Source organism: Pseudomonas sp. F8002, from assembly GCF_013385495.1.
GTDB lineage: Bacteria > Pseudomonadota > Gammaproteobacteria > Pseudomonadales > Pseudomonadaceae > Aquipseudomonas.
Genome location: NZ_JACAPW010000024.1, coordinates 170,365 through 184,161 on the forward strand (window position 1 = coordinate 170,365; position 13,797 = coordinate 184,161).

Below are 13,797 nucleotides of genomic sequence, written 5' to 3' on the forward strand. Positions count from 1 at the left end.
GAGCGGGGACATCCGCTAGACCAATACCTGACGCGTCGACGCCATGTACGCATGAATCTGCTTTTCCACCCGTGGGTGGATCAACTCCACCGGGCGGCGGTCGTTGGGGCATGGCAAGGTCGGCGTGGTGCCGAACAAGCGGCAAATCAGCGGGCGCTCGTCGTACACGGTGCAGCCATTGGGGCCAAGGTGCACGCAGTTGAGTTCGTCCATCGCCGCTTCCTGCTCGGCAGCGGTCTTGCGCGGCAGGCGCGACATTTCCTCGGGGGACGTGGTCACCGGCCCACAGCAGTCGTGGCAACCCGGGACACACTCGAACGAGGGAATCTGCCGGCGCAGCGCGTTGACTTTCTGACTGTTGCAACTCATCGACACAGGGACCGAACGGCGAATAGGCGTGGATTCTGCCCTAAAAGCCCCCGGTGAGACAGCTTCGCCCGACCGCTGTATCCTGCGTCAAATTTTCCAAACAGGGATGCTCCCCATGACCGCCAGCGCCCGGCACGCCAATTCCTACTACGCCGCCAGCAGTTTCCCGCAGCCTGATTATCCGGTGCTGACAGGTGAAATCGTGGCCGATGTGTGCGTGGTCGGCGGCGGCTTTTCGGGGCTCAACACTGCTCTGGAACTGGCCGAACGGGGTTTCAGCGTAGTCCTGCTGGAAGCCCGCAAGATTGCCTGGGGCGCCAGCGGGCGCAATGGCGGGCAACTGATTCGTGGCGTCGGTCATGGCCTGGATCAGTTCACCAACGTCATCGGCACCGAGGGCGTGCGCCAGATGAAACTGATGGGCCTGGAAGCCGTGGAAATCGTGCGCCAGCGGGTCGAGCGTTCGCAGATCGCCTGCGACCTGACCTGGGGCTACTGCGACCTGGCCAACAAACCCCGCGACCTGGAACACCTGGCCGCCGACGCCGAAGAGCTGCAAGGCCTTGGCTATCGCCATGAAGTGCGCCTGCTGCAAGCCAGCGAGATGCGCAGTGTGATCGGCTCCAACCGCTATGTTGGCGGCATGATCGACATGGGCTCCGGCCACCTGCACCCGCTGAACCTGGCCCTCGGCGAGGCAGCCGCTGCACAGCAGTTGGGCGTCCAGTTGTTCGAGCATTCCGAGGCGGTTCGGATCGATTACGGCCCGGAGGTCAACGTTCACACCGCCCAGGGCAATGTGCGCGCCAAGACCCTGGTGCTGGGCTGCAATGCTTATTTGAACGGCCTCAACCCGCATCTGAGCGGCAAGGTGCTGCCCGCAGGCAGCTACATCATCGCCACCGAGCCCTTGAGCGAAGCCCAGGCAGCCGAGTTGCTGCCGCAAAACATGGCGGTGTGTGACCAGCGGGTGACGGTGGATTACTTCCGGCTGTCCGCCGACCGACGCTTGCTGTTCGGCGGTGCCTGCCATTACTCCGGACGGGATCCGAAGGACATCGGTGCCTACATGCGTCCGAAAATGCTGCAGGTGTTCCCACAACTGGCCAACGTGAAAATCGACTACCAGTGGGGCGGGATGATCGGCATTGGCGCCAACCGCCTGCCGCAGATTGGCCGGCTGGCCGACCAGCCCAATGTGTATTTCGCCCAGGCCTATGCCGGCCATGGCCTCAATGCCACCCACCTGGCAGGCAAGCTGTTGGGCGAAGCCATCAGCGGCCAGCAAAGCGGGCGCTTTGATCTGTTTGCCAAGGTGCCGCACATCACTTTCCCGGGCGGCAAGCATTTGCGCTCGCCGCTGCTGGCGCTGGGAATGCTCTGGCACCGATTGAAAGAACTGGTCTGAATCAGCCGCGCCAGAAGGGCTTCAAGCCTTCCCGGCGCGCCTGCTCGGCACTCAGGCCCACGTCTCGCAGTTGCTCGGGGGTCAGCTCCAGCAAGGTTTTGCGCGTATGCATGCGGTGCCAGAACAACGCCCATGAACTGAGTGTGGGGGCCTTGGTACGCGCCGCCATGCGCCGCTCCTGCCCGGCTTCCAGTTCCTGACTGTGTAACGCCAACCGCACATCGCTCATACCGCTCATTTTCCTGCCCCTCATTAACGTGTTGCCATGAGTACGTAGGATGAGCCGGCGCGTAAAACCATGACAGATTCAACCACCCTGTATTAAATCCATACAGATACTGCCTATCGGCCGCTGAATCCTGTATTTTCAGCCTATCTGTACTGGTAACCGGGAAGCACCGCCATGACCCTATACGTCAACCTCGCCGAACTGTTGGGCACGCGCATCGAGCAGGGTTTCTATCGCCCGGGCGACAGATTGCCGTCAGTTCGGGCCTTGAGTGTGGAGCATGGGGTCAGCCTGAGCACCGTGCAGCAGGCCTACCGCGTACTGGAAGACAACGGCCTGGCGATGCCCAAACCCAAATCCGGCTACTTCGTACCGGTGGGCCGCGACTTGCCGGCATTGCCCGCCGTAGGCCGCCCCGCCCAGCGCCCGGTGGAAATTTCCCAGTGGGACCAGGTGCTGGAGCTGATCCGCGCGGTGCCACGCAAAGACGCCATACAGTTGGGCCGGGGCATGCCGGATGTATTGTCGCCGACCATGAAACCCCTGCTACGCAGCCTCGCCCGGATCAGTCGGCGCCAGGACATGCCGGGGCTGTATTACGACACCATCCACGGCAACCTGGACCTGCGTGAACAGATTGCCCGCCTGATGCTCGATTCAGGCTGCCAACTGACGCCCCAGGACCTGGTGATCACCACCGGCTGCCACGAGGCCCTGTCCGCCAGCATCCACGCCATTTGCGAGCCCGGCGACATCGTTGCCGTCGACTCGCCAAGCTTCCACGGCGCCATGCAAACCCTCAAGGGCCTGGGCATGAAAGCCCTGGAAATCCCCACCGACCCACTCACCGGTATCAGCCTGGAAGCGCTGGAACTGGCACTGGAACAATGGCCGATCAAAGTCATACAGTTGACCCCCAACTGCAACAACCCACTGGGCTACATCATGCCGGAGTCGCGCAAACGCGCACTGCTGACCCTGGCCCAGCGCTTTGACGTGGCGATCATCGAAGACGACGTGTATGGCGAACTGGCCTACAGCTACCCGCGCCCACGCACCATCAAGTCCTTCGACGAGGATGGCCGCGTCGTACTGTGCAGCTCTTTCTCGAAGACCCTCGCACCCGGCCTGCGGATTGGCTGGGTCGCACCCGGTCGCTATCTGGAGCGTGTGCTGCACATGAAATACATCAGCACCGGCTCCACCGCGACCCAGCCGCAGATCGCGATTGCCGAGTTTCTGAAAGGTGGACATTTCGAGCCACATTTGCGGCGGATGCGCACGCAATACCAGCGCAATCGCGACCTGATGCTCGATTGGGTCAGCCGCTATTTCCCGGCGGGCACCCGCGCCAGCCGCCCCCAGGGCAGTTTCATGCTGTGGGTGGAACTGCCGGAAGGCTTCGATACCCTGAAACTCAACCGGCTGCTGGTGGATGAAGGTGTACAGATTGCAGTGGGAAGTATCTTTTCCGCCTCCGGCAAGTACAGGAACTGCCTGCGCATGAACTACGCTGCCAAACCAACGCCGCAGATTGAAGAGGCTGTACGCAAGGTCGGCGCGACCGCCATCCGGTTGCTGGCCGAAGCGATGGACTGACCTTTTACGGGAAATAGCCGTCATATGCCGACAATCGCCCTGATTCGGAACCCATGTCATTGATGACCCACCGGCTATTACCATTTTTCCTGCTGGGCATCCTGGCCCTGGGCGGCTGCGCCACCATCGACGCGCCACGCACGCCCAGTGAGGCGCTGCCGGCCAGCGAATCTTCCTTCGGCCGCTCGATCCAGGCCCAGGCCGCACCCTACAAAGGCCGCTCCGGGTTCCGCCTGCTGCCCAACAGCAGCGAAGCCTTCATGGCCCGCGCCGAACTGATCCGCAACGCCCAGACCAGCCTCGACTTGCAGTACTACATCGTCCACGACGGCATCAGCACCCGCATGCTCGTGGATGAACTGCTCAAGGCCGCCGACCGTGGCGTGCGCGTGCGCATCCTGCTGGACGACACCACCAGCGACGGCCTGGACCAGATCATCGCCACCCTCGCCGCCCACCCGCAGATCCAGATTCGCCTGTTCAACCCGCTGCACCTGGGCCGCAGCACCGGCGTGACGCGGGCCATGGCACGGCTGTTCGACCTGTCGCTGCAACACCGGCGCATGCACAACAAGCTGTGGCTGGCAGACAACAGCGTGGCCATCGTCGGCGGGCGCAACCTGGGGGATGAGTATTTCGACGCCGAGCCCAACCTCAACTTCACCGATATCGACATGCTCAGCGTGGGCCCGGTGGCCGAGCAACTCGGCCACAGTTTCGATCAGTACTGGAACAGTGCCCTGAGCAAACCCATTGGTGACTTCGTCAGCAGCGCTTCCAAAGGCGACCTGGCCAGCGCCCGCGTACGCCTGGAAGATTCCCTTGCCGAGTCTCGCCAACAAAACCATGCCCTGTACAACCGCCTGCGCACCTACAAGACCCAGCCGCGCATGGACATCTGGCGCCGTGAGCTGATCTGGGCCTGGAACCAGGCACTGTGGGATGCGCCGAGCAAGGTGCTGGCCAAGGCCGATCCGGATCCACGGCTGCTGCTGACGACCCAACTGGCGCCGGAGTTGGAAGGTGTCAGCCATGAGCTGATGATGATTTCGGCTTACTTCGTGCCCGGGCAGCCCGGGCTGGTGTACCTGACCGGTCGCGCGGACGCCGGCGTATCGGTAAGCCTGCTGACCAACTCCCTGGAAGCCACCGACGTACCGGCCGTGCACGGCGGTTATGCGCCCTATCGCAAGGCGCTGCTGGAACACGGGGTGAAGCTATACGAGTTGCGCCGCCAGCCGGGAGACGGTGGCGGCAGCGGCCCTCATCTGTTCCGCAAAGGTACATTCCACGGTTCGGATTCCAGCTTGCACAGCAAGGCGATCATCTTTGATCGGGAGAAATCCTTCATCGGCTCATTCAACTTCGACCCGCGCTCGGTGCTGTGGAACACCGAAGTCGGGGTGCTGGTGGACAGTCCCGAACTGGCGGAACACGTGCGCAACCTGGCACTGGAGGGCATGGCGCCCCCGTTGAGCTATCAGGCGAAGCTGCAGAATGGCCAGGTGGTATGGGTGACCGAAGACAACGGCCAACTGCACACCCTGACCCGCGAACCCGGCAGTTGGTGGCGCCGGTTCAATGCCTGGTTTGCCACATCCGTCGGGCTGGAACGCATGCTTTAAGAACAGCGACGGGACCTGTGGGAGCTGGCTTGCCTGCGATGGCGGAGTGTCAGTTTACGCATCCGGTGCTGACACTCCGCCATCGCGGGCAAGCCCGGCTCCCACAGGTGATCGCATTTCAAGTTCAGGCGGGTTGTGCGGCGCCGAACGCACCTTGGCGCAGCAACAGGATCACCAACCCCAACGCCCCCGCCGCCATCAACAACGGCAACGCATGCCCGCTGATCCACTGGCTGCCGGCACCGGCCACCAGCGGGCCGATCAGGCAGCCAATGCCCCACAGCTGCGCGATATGCGCATTGGCGCGCACCAGTGCGTCGTCGCGGTAGCGCTCGCCAATCAGGATCAGCGACAGGGTGAATAACCCGCCGGCGCTGGCCCCGAACAGCACCCACACCGGCCAGATCATCAGCGTATCGAGCAACAGCGGAATCGCCAGGCTCGTCACCAGCAGCATCAGCGCGCAGCCGAGAAACAGCGTGCGCCGAGGCAGGTAGTCCGCCAGCGCGCCAATCGGCAGTTGCAGCAACGCATCACCGACCACCACCGTGCTGACCATCGCCAGGGCAATCTCGGCGGTGAAACCCTGTTGCAGGCAATACACCGGTAACAACGTAAGAATCATCGCCTCGAATGCGGCGAACAACGCCACTGCCCAGGCAATCGCCGGCAAGCCCTGGCAGAAGCGCAGCAAGTCGCCAAAGGTCACGCTGAAAGACTCGGCAGTCGGCGCACCGGTGCGGCCCAGCAGCAGGATCGGCGAGCACGTCAGCAGGCCGACACCCACCCAGAAGCCAATGTCGTTGTCCGTACCCAGCGCGCCTAGCAGCAACGGGCCCGACAGCTGGCTCAAGGCATAGCTGCAGCCATACAGCGCCACCAGACGGCCGCGCCAGCGCTCGATCACCAGTTGGTTGATCCAGCTTTCGCCGAGGATAAACACGATGGTCAGGATCACCCCGATCATCAGCCGCAACACCAGCCATACCGGGTAGCTGGGCAATACCGCCAGCAAGCCGATGGAAATCGCCCCCGCCCACAGGCACAGGCGCATCAGGTTCGCCGTGCCCAGGCGCGAGGCCAGGCCGCTGGAGACCTTGGCACCCAGCAGCACACCAAAGGCCGGCATCGCCGCCATGACTCCGATGGCGAAGCTGCCATAGCCCCAGCTTTCCAGGCGCAGGGACACCAGCGGCATGCTCACGCCCAAGGCCAGGCCCACGCTCAAGACCGACGCCAACACGGCGAAATAGGTCGCCCAACGCATTTCCACGCTCCTGTGGATGATTTGGAGATCACACAAAACAGTGTGGGAGCGGGCTTGCTCGCGAATGCGGTGTACCAGTCAATACATCAGCGACTGTGATACCTCATTCGCGAGCAAGCCCGCTCCCACATTTTTTTCAGCGGTGTTCCTGGAGGCTTACAACTTGATCCAGGTCGCCTTCAGCTCGGTGTACTTGTCGAACGCGTGCAGCGACTTGTCGCGGCCGTTACCCGACTGCTTGAAACCACCGAACGGTGCGGTCATGTCGCCGCCATCGTACTGGTTGACCCACACGCTGCCGGCACGCAGTGCCTTGGCGGTCAGGTGTGCCTTGGAGATGTTCGACGTCCACACCGCAGCGGCCAGGCCGTATTGGGTGTCGTTGGCGATCGCAATGGCTTCTTCCACGCTGTCGAAGGCAATTACCGACAGCACCGGGCCGAAGATTTCTTCCTGGGCGATCTTCATGGCGTTGGTCACGCCGTCGAAAATCGTCGGCTCCACATAGGTGCCACCGCTTTCCTGCAGCGTGCGCTTGCCGCCGGCCACCAGCTTGGCGCCATCGGCATGCCCGGCTTCGATGTACGACAGCACGGTGTTCATCTGCTGGGTATCCACCAGCGCACCGACCGTGGTGGCCGGGTCGAGCGGGTTGCCCGGCTTCCAGGTCTTGAGGGCCTCGATTACCAGCGGCAGGAATTTATCCTTGATCGAACGCTCCACCAGCAGGCGCGAACCGGCGGTGCACACTTCGCCCTGGTTGAAGGCGATGGCGCCGGCCGCGGATTCGGCGGCGGCTTGCAGGTCCGGGGCATCGGCAAACACGATGTTCGGGCTCTTGCCGCCAGCTTCCAGCCAGACGCGCTTCATGTTCGACTCGCCGGAGCGAATCAGCAGTTGCTTGGCGATCTTGGTGGAACCGGTGAACACCAGGGTGTCGACGTCCATGTGCAGCGCCAGGGCGTTACCCACGGTGTGGCCATAACCCGGCAGCACGTTGAACACGCCTTTCGGGATGCCGGCTTCAACCGCGAGGGCAGCGATGCGGATGGCAGTCAGCGGTGATTTTTCAGATGGCTTGAGGATCACCGAGTTACCGGTGGACAACGCCGGCCCGAGTTTCCAGCAGGCCATCATCAGCGGGAAGTTCCACGGCACGATGGCCGCGACAACGCCGACGGGCTCACGGGTCACCAGGCCCAGCTGGTCGTGAGGGGTGGCTGCGACTTCATCGTAGATCTTGTCGATGGCCTCGCCGCTCCAGCTCAGCGCTTGCGCCGCGCCTGGGACGTCGATGTTCAGGGAGTCGCTGATCGGCTTGCCCATGTCCAGGGTTTCAAGCAGTGCCAGCTCTTCGGCGTTGGCCTTGAGCAAGCCGGCGAAACGGATCATGGTGGCTTTGCGCTTGGCTGGCGCCAGGCGCGACCAGGCACCGGAATTGAACGTGGCACGGGCGTTTTCTACGGCACGCTGGGCGTCGGCGACGTCACAGCTGGCAACGGTTGCCAGCAGGCGGCCATCGACTGGGCTCAGGCATTCGAACGTGTCGCCGGAAACGGCGGCGGTGTATTCGCCATTGATGTAGGCGCGGCCTTCGATCTTCAGATCCTTGGCGCGTTGTTCCCAGTCGGCACGGGTCAGGGTGGTCATGCGAGTGTCCTCCTCTTATTGAATACAAGGGCCGGGCGATGTACCCAGGCACCTTCGAAGAATTCTTGCCCGGCCAGCCAGCTGTTCGGCTCAAGGCAGCTGCCACCCTAAACCAGCGGCGATGGATGTTTCAATATATTTGACATAACGGCAGCAAACGCCCTTGCGATGTTCATTTTAATAAACATAGACTTTGAGCTCTCCAACCGCAGGCCAGACGGGACACGCCCATGAACATCCAGAATATCGTCGACTTCAGCCAGGCCAGGACCGAGCCTGATCGCTACCGTCCGGCTGCGGAAAAAATCCTCAAGGGCGACCCGGAGCAAACCGTCTACAACCACTACAACAGTCCGTGCGGCCAGATGAGCGCCGGGGTCTGGGAAGGTGAAGTCGGACAGTGGAAGGTCAACTACACCGAGCATGAGTATTGCGAGATCGTGCAGGGTGTTTCGGTGTTGCGCGATGCCGACGGCAACGCCAAGACCTTGCGGGCCGGTGATCGCTTCGTCATTCCGGCCGGCTTCAGCGGCACCTGGGAAGTGCTGGAACCCTGCCGCAAGATCTACGTGGTGTTCGAAGAAAAGGCCTGATCATTTATCAGGCACAAAAAAAAGCCCGCATCGTGAGATACGGGCTTTTTTTCACAAGAAAGAAAACCAATTACTTGATTTTGCCTTCTTTGTAGATCACGTGCTTGCGAACGCGCGGGTCGAACATTTTCTTTTCGAGCTTGTCCGGGGTAGTACGCTTGTTCTTGTCGGTAGTGTAGAAGTGACCAGTACCGGCGCTAGAGATCATTCGAATCAATTCACGCATGATTTAGCTCCTTAGATTTTGCCGTCGCGGCGCAGTTCGGCCAGCACGACAGTGATGCCGCGCTTGTCGATAACACGCATGCCTTTGGCAGATACGCGCAGACGAACAAAACGTTTCTCTTCTTCAACCCAAAAGCGGTGATGCTGCAGGTTTGGCAGGAAACGACGACGGGTTTTGTTGTTTGCGTGGGAAATGTTATTCCCAGTCACCGGACCCTTACCGGTAACTTGACAGACTCTCGACATGCCTCAGCCCTCTAAAACCACATGCCCAACCCGGCATGGGTTGGCCGCTTAATCTCTCAGTCATTTGGCGCCAGGCGCCGCGTTTCTTTAGGGTCTTACCGGCTACACCTACTAGCGAAGGAACCGGGCCCCTAGAAAAGAGCGCTGCTTTATACCAGAAAGACCCCAGTGCAACAACAGGCCGTGTACTTTTATACGCGTAAATCCAGGCCATGGACGCCTGAACCGTTGCCAGGGTGGGCCGCTATAGAAGCTAACCGCTCGTCGCACAGAATGATTTACAGCGCCCGCGCGCACTGCAAAGTGCTCGGCAAAACGACCTGAGGCGCCATCAAAACAGTATTTGCGGCAAAAGCACAGGCAAAAATGGGCTAGTCATTTGTCAATCAGCCCACTACGGTAGGACTTTTCCAGACTGCACTCGCAGATGGGCCTTCGATCTGCAAAGGAAACCGAATATGCGCCTCGCTGCCCTACCGCTATTGCTAGCCCCTCTTTTTATTGCTGCACACGCCCAGGCGGCCACTACCCTGAGCGTCTGCACCGAAGCCAGCCCCGAAGGCTTCGACGTGGTGCAATACAACTCGCTGACCACCACCAACGCCTCGGCAGACGTATTGATGAACCGCCTGGTGGACTTCGACGCCACCAGCGGCAAGCTGGTCCCGAGCCTGGCAGACAGCTGGGAAGTGTCGCCGGACGGCCTCACCTACACCTTCAAGCTGCACCCGGACGTTAAATTCCACCGCACTGACTACTTCACGCCTAGCCGCAGCCTGACCGCCGAAGACGTGCGCTTCAGCTTCGAGCGCATGCTCGACCCGGCCAACCCCTGGCACAAGATCGCCCAGAGCGGCTTCCCCCACGCCCAGTCGCTGCAGTTGCCCACGCTGATCAAGAAGATCGACGCCCTCGACCCGCTGACCGTGCGCTTCACCCTGGACCACGCCGATTCGACCTTCCTCGCCGCCTTGAGCATGGGCTTTGCCTCGATCTACCCGGCGGAATACGCCGACAAACTGCTCAAGGCCGGCACCCCGGAGAAGCTCAACAGCCAGCCTATCGGCACCGGGCCGTTCATTTTCGGGCGCTTCCAGAAGGACGCGACGATTCGCTACAAGGCCAACCCGGATTACTTCGCCGGCAAGCCTGCGGTGGATAACCTGATCTTTGCGATCACCCCGGACGCCAACGTGCGCCTGCAGAGACTGCGTCGCGACGAGTGCCAGATCGCCTTGTCGCCCAAGCCCCTGGATATTGATGCCGCCCAGAAAGACGCCGACCTGAAGGTCGAGAAAACCGCGGCCTTCATGACCGCGTTTGTCGCCATCAACAGCCAGCATCCGCCACTGGACAAGCCGGAAGTTCGCCAGGCGATCAACCTGGCCTTCGACAAGGCCAGCTATCTGAAGGCCGTATTCGAAGGCACCGCCGAAGCCGCCAACGGCCCTTACCCACCCAATACCTGGAGCTATGCCAAGGACCTGCCGGGCTATCCGCAGGACATTGCCAAGGCCAAGCAGCTGCTGGATCGCGCCGGGCTCAAGGATGGCTTCAAGACCACGATCTGGACCCGGCCGTCGGGCAGCCTGCTGAACCCCAACCCCAGCCTGGGCGCCCAACTGCTGCAGGCGGACCTGGCCAAGGTCGGCATCCAGGCTGAAATCCGCGTGATCGAGTGGGGCGAACTGATCCGCCGCGCCAAGGCCGGCGAGCACGACCTGCTGTTCATGGGCTGGGCCGGTGACAACGGCGACCCGGATAACTTCCTGACGCCGCAGTTCTCCTGCGCGGCCGTGAATTCCGGCACCAACTTTGCCCGCTACTGCGACCCGGCGCTGGACAAGCTGATCAGCGCCGGCAAGACCACCAGCGAACAAGGCGTGCGCAGCAAGCTGTACCAGCAGGCCCAGGCGCAGATCCAGCAACAGGCGCTCTGGCTGCCACTGGCGCACCCGACCGCGTTTGCGCTGACCCGCAAGAATGTCGAGGGGTATCAGGTGAGCCCGTTCGGGCGTCAGGATTACTCGAAAGTCAGCGTCAAGCCATAAGCTACAAGCTGCAAGCCTGCTTGAGGCTTGCAGCTTGCCACTTGCAGCGGCTTTCACCCTACATCCACCCAAATTCCGCCATCGACAGCGGGTCGCCCTCCCCCACAATGATGTGGTCCAGCACACGCACGTCCACCATCTCCAGCGCCTTTTGCAACACCTTGGTCAATTTTCGATCAGCGATGCTGGGCTCGGGGCTGCCGGAAGGATGGTTGTGGCACAGGATCAGCGCCGCGGCGTTGTAGTCCAGCGCGCGCTTCACCACTTGTCGCGGGTAGACGATGGCGTTGTCAATGGTGCCTTGAAACAGCTTTTCGAAGCCCAGCACCCGGTGTTTTGAGTCGAGAAACAGACAGCCGAATATCTCGTGAGGCTCATGGCGCAGCAGTGCCTTGAGGTAGTCGCGCACAGCCTCCGGACTTTCCAGCACCGAGTCGTTGCGCAGGCGTTCAGCCAAATGGCGGCGCGCCATCTCCAGTACGGCTTGAAGCTGGGCGAACTTCGCCGGCCCCAACCCCAAATGCTGGCTGAACACCGGCTGCCTCGCCTCCATCAGCGCCCGAAGGCTGCCAAATTGCGCCAGCAGATGGCGCGCCAGGTCCACGGCACTCCTGCCTGACACCCCGGTGCGCAGGAAAATCGCCAGCAATTCCGCGTCGGAAAGGTTCTCCGCTCCCAGCTCCAACAGCTTCTCCCGCGGACGCTCTGCCGCAGGCCAATCGCGAATACTCATGGCACCTCCGTGTGCATGTGCGCCGCTGTTGCATGGCGGACGCTGTGGTATCTTAGGCCATCTTTTTGCGTGCGATTTCACCTGGGGAGGGGGCATCGCAACGCCATCACTGAACTGGAAAGGCAAGCCAATGCAGCGTCTGTATCGGAAACGCATCGTTCTCGGCGTCGGCGGCGGCATTGCCGCCTACAAGAGCGCAGAGCTGGTTCGCAGGCTTCTCGACCAGGGCGCCGAAGTGCGCGTGGTCATGACCCGTGGCGGCAGTGAATTCATCACCCCGTTGACCATGCAGGCCTTGTCCGGCCACCCGGTTCACCTCGACCTGCTGGACCCTGCGGCCGAAGCCGCCATGGGCCACATCGAGCTGGCCAAGTGGGCCGACCTGGTGCTGATCGCCCCGGCCACCGCCGACCTGATCGCCCGCCTGGCCCAAGGCATTGCCGACGACCTGCTGACCACCCTGGTACTGGCCACCGACGCCACCGTCGCGATCGCCCCGGCCATGAACCAGGCCATGTGGCGCGACCCGGCCACCCAGGCCAACACCCAACTCCTGCAAAGCCGCGGCCTCAAGGTTTTCGGCCCGGCCTCCGGCAGCCAGGCCTGCGGCGACGTGGGCATGGGCCGCATGCTCGAAGCCACCGACCTGGCCCACTGCGCCGCCGACTGCTTCCAGCACCTGGCCCTGACCGGCAAGCACGTGCTGATCACCGCCGGCCCGACCCAGGAAAACATCGACCCGGTGCGCTACATCACCAACCATAGCTCAGGAAAAATGGGCTTTGCCCTGGCGGAAGCGGCGGTCGAGGCAGGCGCCCGTGTGACGTTGATCACCGGCCCGGTGCATCTGCCGACCCCGGATCGCGTTACCCGAATCGACGTAGTCAGCGCCCGCGACATGCTGGCGGCCTGTGAAGCGGCGATTCCCTGCGACCTGTTCATCGCTTCGGCTGCGGTAGCGGACTACCGCCCCGAGGTGGTTGCGCCGCAGAAACTCAAGAAAGACCCTACAAGCGGCGACGGCCTGCTCCTGCAAATGGTCCGCAACCCGGACATCCTGGCGACCATCGCCACCCGTGAGGACCGCCCGTTCAGCGTCGGTTTTGCTGCCGAAACCGAGCATTTGCTGGACTATGCCGCACGCAAATTGAAAGACAAAAACCTCGACCTGATTGTCGCCAACGATGTCGCCAACCCGAGCATCGGCTTCAACAGCGAGGAAAATGCCATCAGCGTGATCGACCGCGAGTTGCACGCTACCGTTTTCGCCCAGACCAGCAAGGGCAAGATTGCCCGCCAACTGATCTCTTTTATCGCCCAACGGCTGAACCAGGTTTAATTTCCATGCACGCTTTGCAAGCCAAGATCCTCGACCCCCGCATCGGCAACGAATTCCCGCTGCCGGCCTACGCCACACCAGGCTCCGCCGGCCTCGACCTGCGTGCCATGCTCAAGCAGGACACCGTGCTTGAACCAGGCCAGACCATTCTGATTCCGACCGGCCTGTCGATCTACGTGGGCGACCCGGGCCTGGCGGCGCTGATCCTGCCGCGCTCCGGCCTGGGCCACAAACACGGCATCGTCCTCGGCAACCTGGTGGGGCTGATCGACTCGGACTACCAGGGCGAGTTGATGGTGTCCTGCTGGAACCGTGGCCAGACCGCGTTCAACATCGCCGTCGGCGAGCGCATTGCCCAGCTGGTGCTGGTACCGGTGGTGCAGGCGCACTTCGAGCTGGTCGAAGAGTTCGACGAAACACAACGCGGCGCAGGTGGCTTCGGGCATTCCGGCAGCCACTGACT

The 13,797-nt window shown here is 62.1% G+C and carries 14 protein-coding genes; 7 read left to right on the top strand and 7 right to left on the bottom strand.

Annotation, left to right across the window (positions count from 1 at the left end):
* Positions 1-15 precede the first annotated feature (15 nt).
* A complete protein-coding gene (locus HX811_RS18700; RefSeq protein ID WP_003208747.1) occupies positions 16-369 on the bottom strand; it encodes a YkgJ family cysteine cluster protein in 354 nt (117 codons plus the stop codon).
* A gap of 115 nt (positions 370-484) precedes the next feature.
* On the opposite strand from HX811_RS18700, the gene HX811_RS18705 reads away from it, so the two are divergent.
* Complete coding sequence (locus HX811_RS18705) at positions 485-1,777, top strand: FAD-binding oxidoreductase (RefSeq protein ID WP_003208746.1); 1,293 nt, start codon at positions 485-487, stop codon at positions 1,775-1,777.
* 1 nt (position 1,778) lies between these two features.
* On the opposite strand, the gene HX811_RS18710 is transcribed toward HX811_RS18705, so the two are convergent.
* Positions 1,779-2,015, bottom strand: coding sequence for a DUF1127 domain-containing protein (locus HX811_RS18710; RefSeq protein ID WP_023659297.1), 237 nt, complete (start codon positions 2,013-2,015; stop codon positions 1,779-1,781).
* Between the two features lie 165 nt (positions 2,016-2,180).
* On the opposite strand from HX811_RS18710, the gene HX811_RS18715 reads away from it, so the two are divergent.
* Together HX811_RS18715 and HX811_RS18720 are read left to right on the top strand one after the other, a co-directional pair.
* Entirely contained in the window at positions 2,181-3,605 is a 1,425-nt protein-coding gene (locus tag HX811_RS18715) for a PLP-dependent aminotransferase family protein (protein ID WP_008439421.1), read from the top strand.
* Between the two features lie 62 nt (positions 3,606-3,667).
* Complete coding sequence (locus HX811_RS18720) at positions 3,668-5,230, top strand: phospholipase D family protein (RefSeq protein ID WP_177046891.1); 1,563 nt, start codon at positions 3,668-3,670, stop codon at positions 5,228-5,230.
* Positions 5,231-5,354: 124 nt separating this feature from the next.
* Here HX811_RS18720 and HX811_RS18725 read toward each other — a convergent pair whose 3' ends face one another.
* Positions 5,355-6,497 carry an MFS transporter gene (locus tag HX811_RS18725; RefSeq protein WP_134327524.1) on the bottom strand — a complete coding sequence of 381 codons (1,143 nt, stop codon included), beginning with the start codon at positions 6,495-6,497 and terminating at the stop codon, positions 5,355-5,357.
* A 156-nt stretch (positions 6,498-6,653) separates the two neighbouring features.
* Complete coding sequence (locus HX811_RS18730) at positions 6,654-8,147, bottom strand: aldehyde dehydrogenase (protein WP_177046839.1); 1,494 nt, start codon at positions 8,145-8,147, stop codon at positions 6,654-6,656.
* Between the two features lie 230 nt (positions 8,148-8,377).
* On the opposite strand from HX811_RS18730, the gene HX811_RS18735 reads away from it, so the two are divergent.
* Positions 8,378-8,740 carry a cupin domain-containing protein gene (locus HX811_RS18735; RefSeq protein ID WP_003213261.1) on the top strand — a complete coding sequence of 121 codons (363 nt, stop codon included), beginning with the start codon at positions 8,378-8,380 and terminating at the stop codon, positions 8,738-8,740.
* A 70-nt stretch (positions 8,741-8,810) separates the two neighbouring features.
* Here HX811_RS18735 and rpmG read toward each other — a convergent pair whose 3' ends face one another.
* Both rpmG and rpmB read right to left on the bottom strand, forming a co-directional pair.
* Positions 8,811-8,966, bottom strand: coding sequence for a 50S ribosomal protein L33 (gene rpmG, locus HX811_RS18740; RefSeq protein WP_003176906.1), 156 nt, complete (start codon positions 8,964-8,966; stop codon positions 8,811-8,813).
* Positions 8,967-8,977: 11 nt separating this feature from the next.
* Positions 8,978-9,211, bottom strand: coding sequence for a 50S ribosomal protein L28 (gene rpmB / locus HX811_RS18745; RefSeq protein ID WP_003213263.1), 234 nt, complete (start codon positions 9,209-9,211; stop codon positions 8,978-8,980).
* 458 nt (positions 9,212-9,669) lie between these two features.
* Between rpmB and HX811_RS18750 the strand changes: the two genes are divergently transcribed.
* A complete protein-coding gene (locus HX811_RS18750; RefSeq protein ID WP_177046841.1) occupies positions 9,670-11,262 on the top strand; it encodes an ABC transporter substrate-binding protein in 1,593 nt (530 codons plus the stop codon).
* 58 nt (positions 11,263-11,320) lie between these two features.
* Here the strand turns inward: HX811_RS18750 and radC are convergent, their stop codons facing one another.
* Complete coding sequence (gene radC / locus HX811_RS18755; RefSeq protein ID WP_177046843.1) at positions 11,321-11,995, bottom strand: DNA repair protein RadC; 675 nt, start codon at positions 11,993-11,995, stop codon at positions 11,321-11,323.
* A 130-nt stretch (positions 11,996-12,125) separates the two neighbouring features.
* Between radC and coaBC the strand changes: the two genes are divergently transcribed.
* Positions 12,126-13,334, top strand: coding sequence for a bifunctional phosphopantothenoylcysteine decarboxylase/phosphopantothenate--cysteine ligase CoaBC (gene coaBC, locus HX811_RS18760; protein WP_008439425.1), 1,209 nt, complete (start codon positions 12,126-12,128; stop codon positions 13,332-13,334).
* Positions 13,335-13,339: 5 nt separating this feature from the next.
* Positions 13,340-13,795, top strand: coding sequence for a dUTP diphosphatase (gene dut, locus HX811_RS18765; RefSeq protein WP_003213270.1), 456 nt, complete (start codon positions 13,340-13,342; stop codon positions 13,793-13,795).
* Positions 13,796-13,797: the final 2 nt, after the last annotated feature.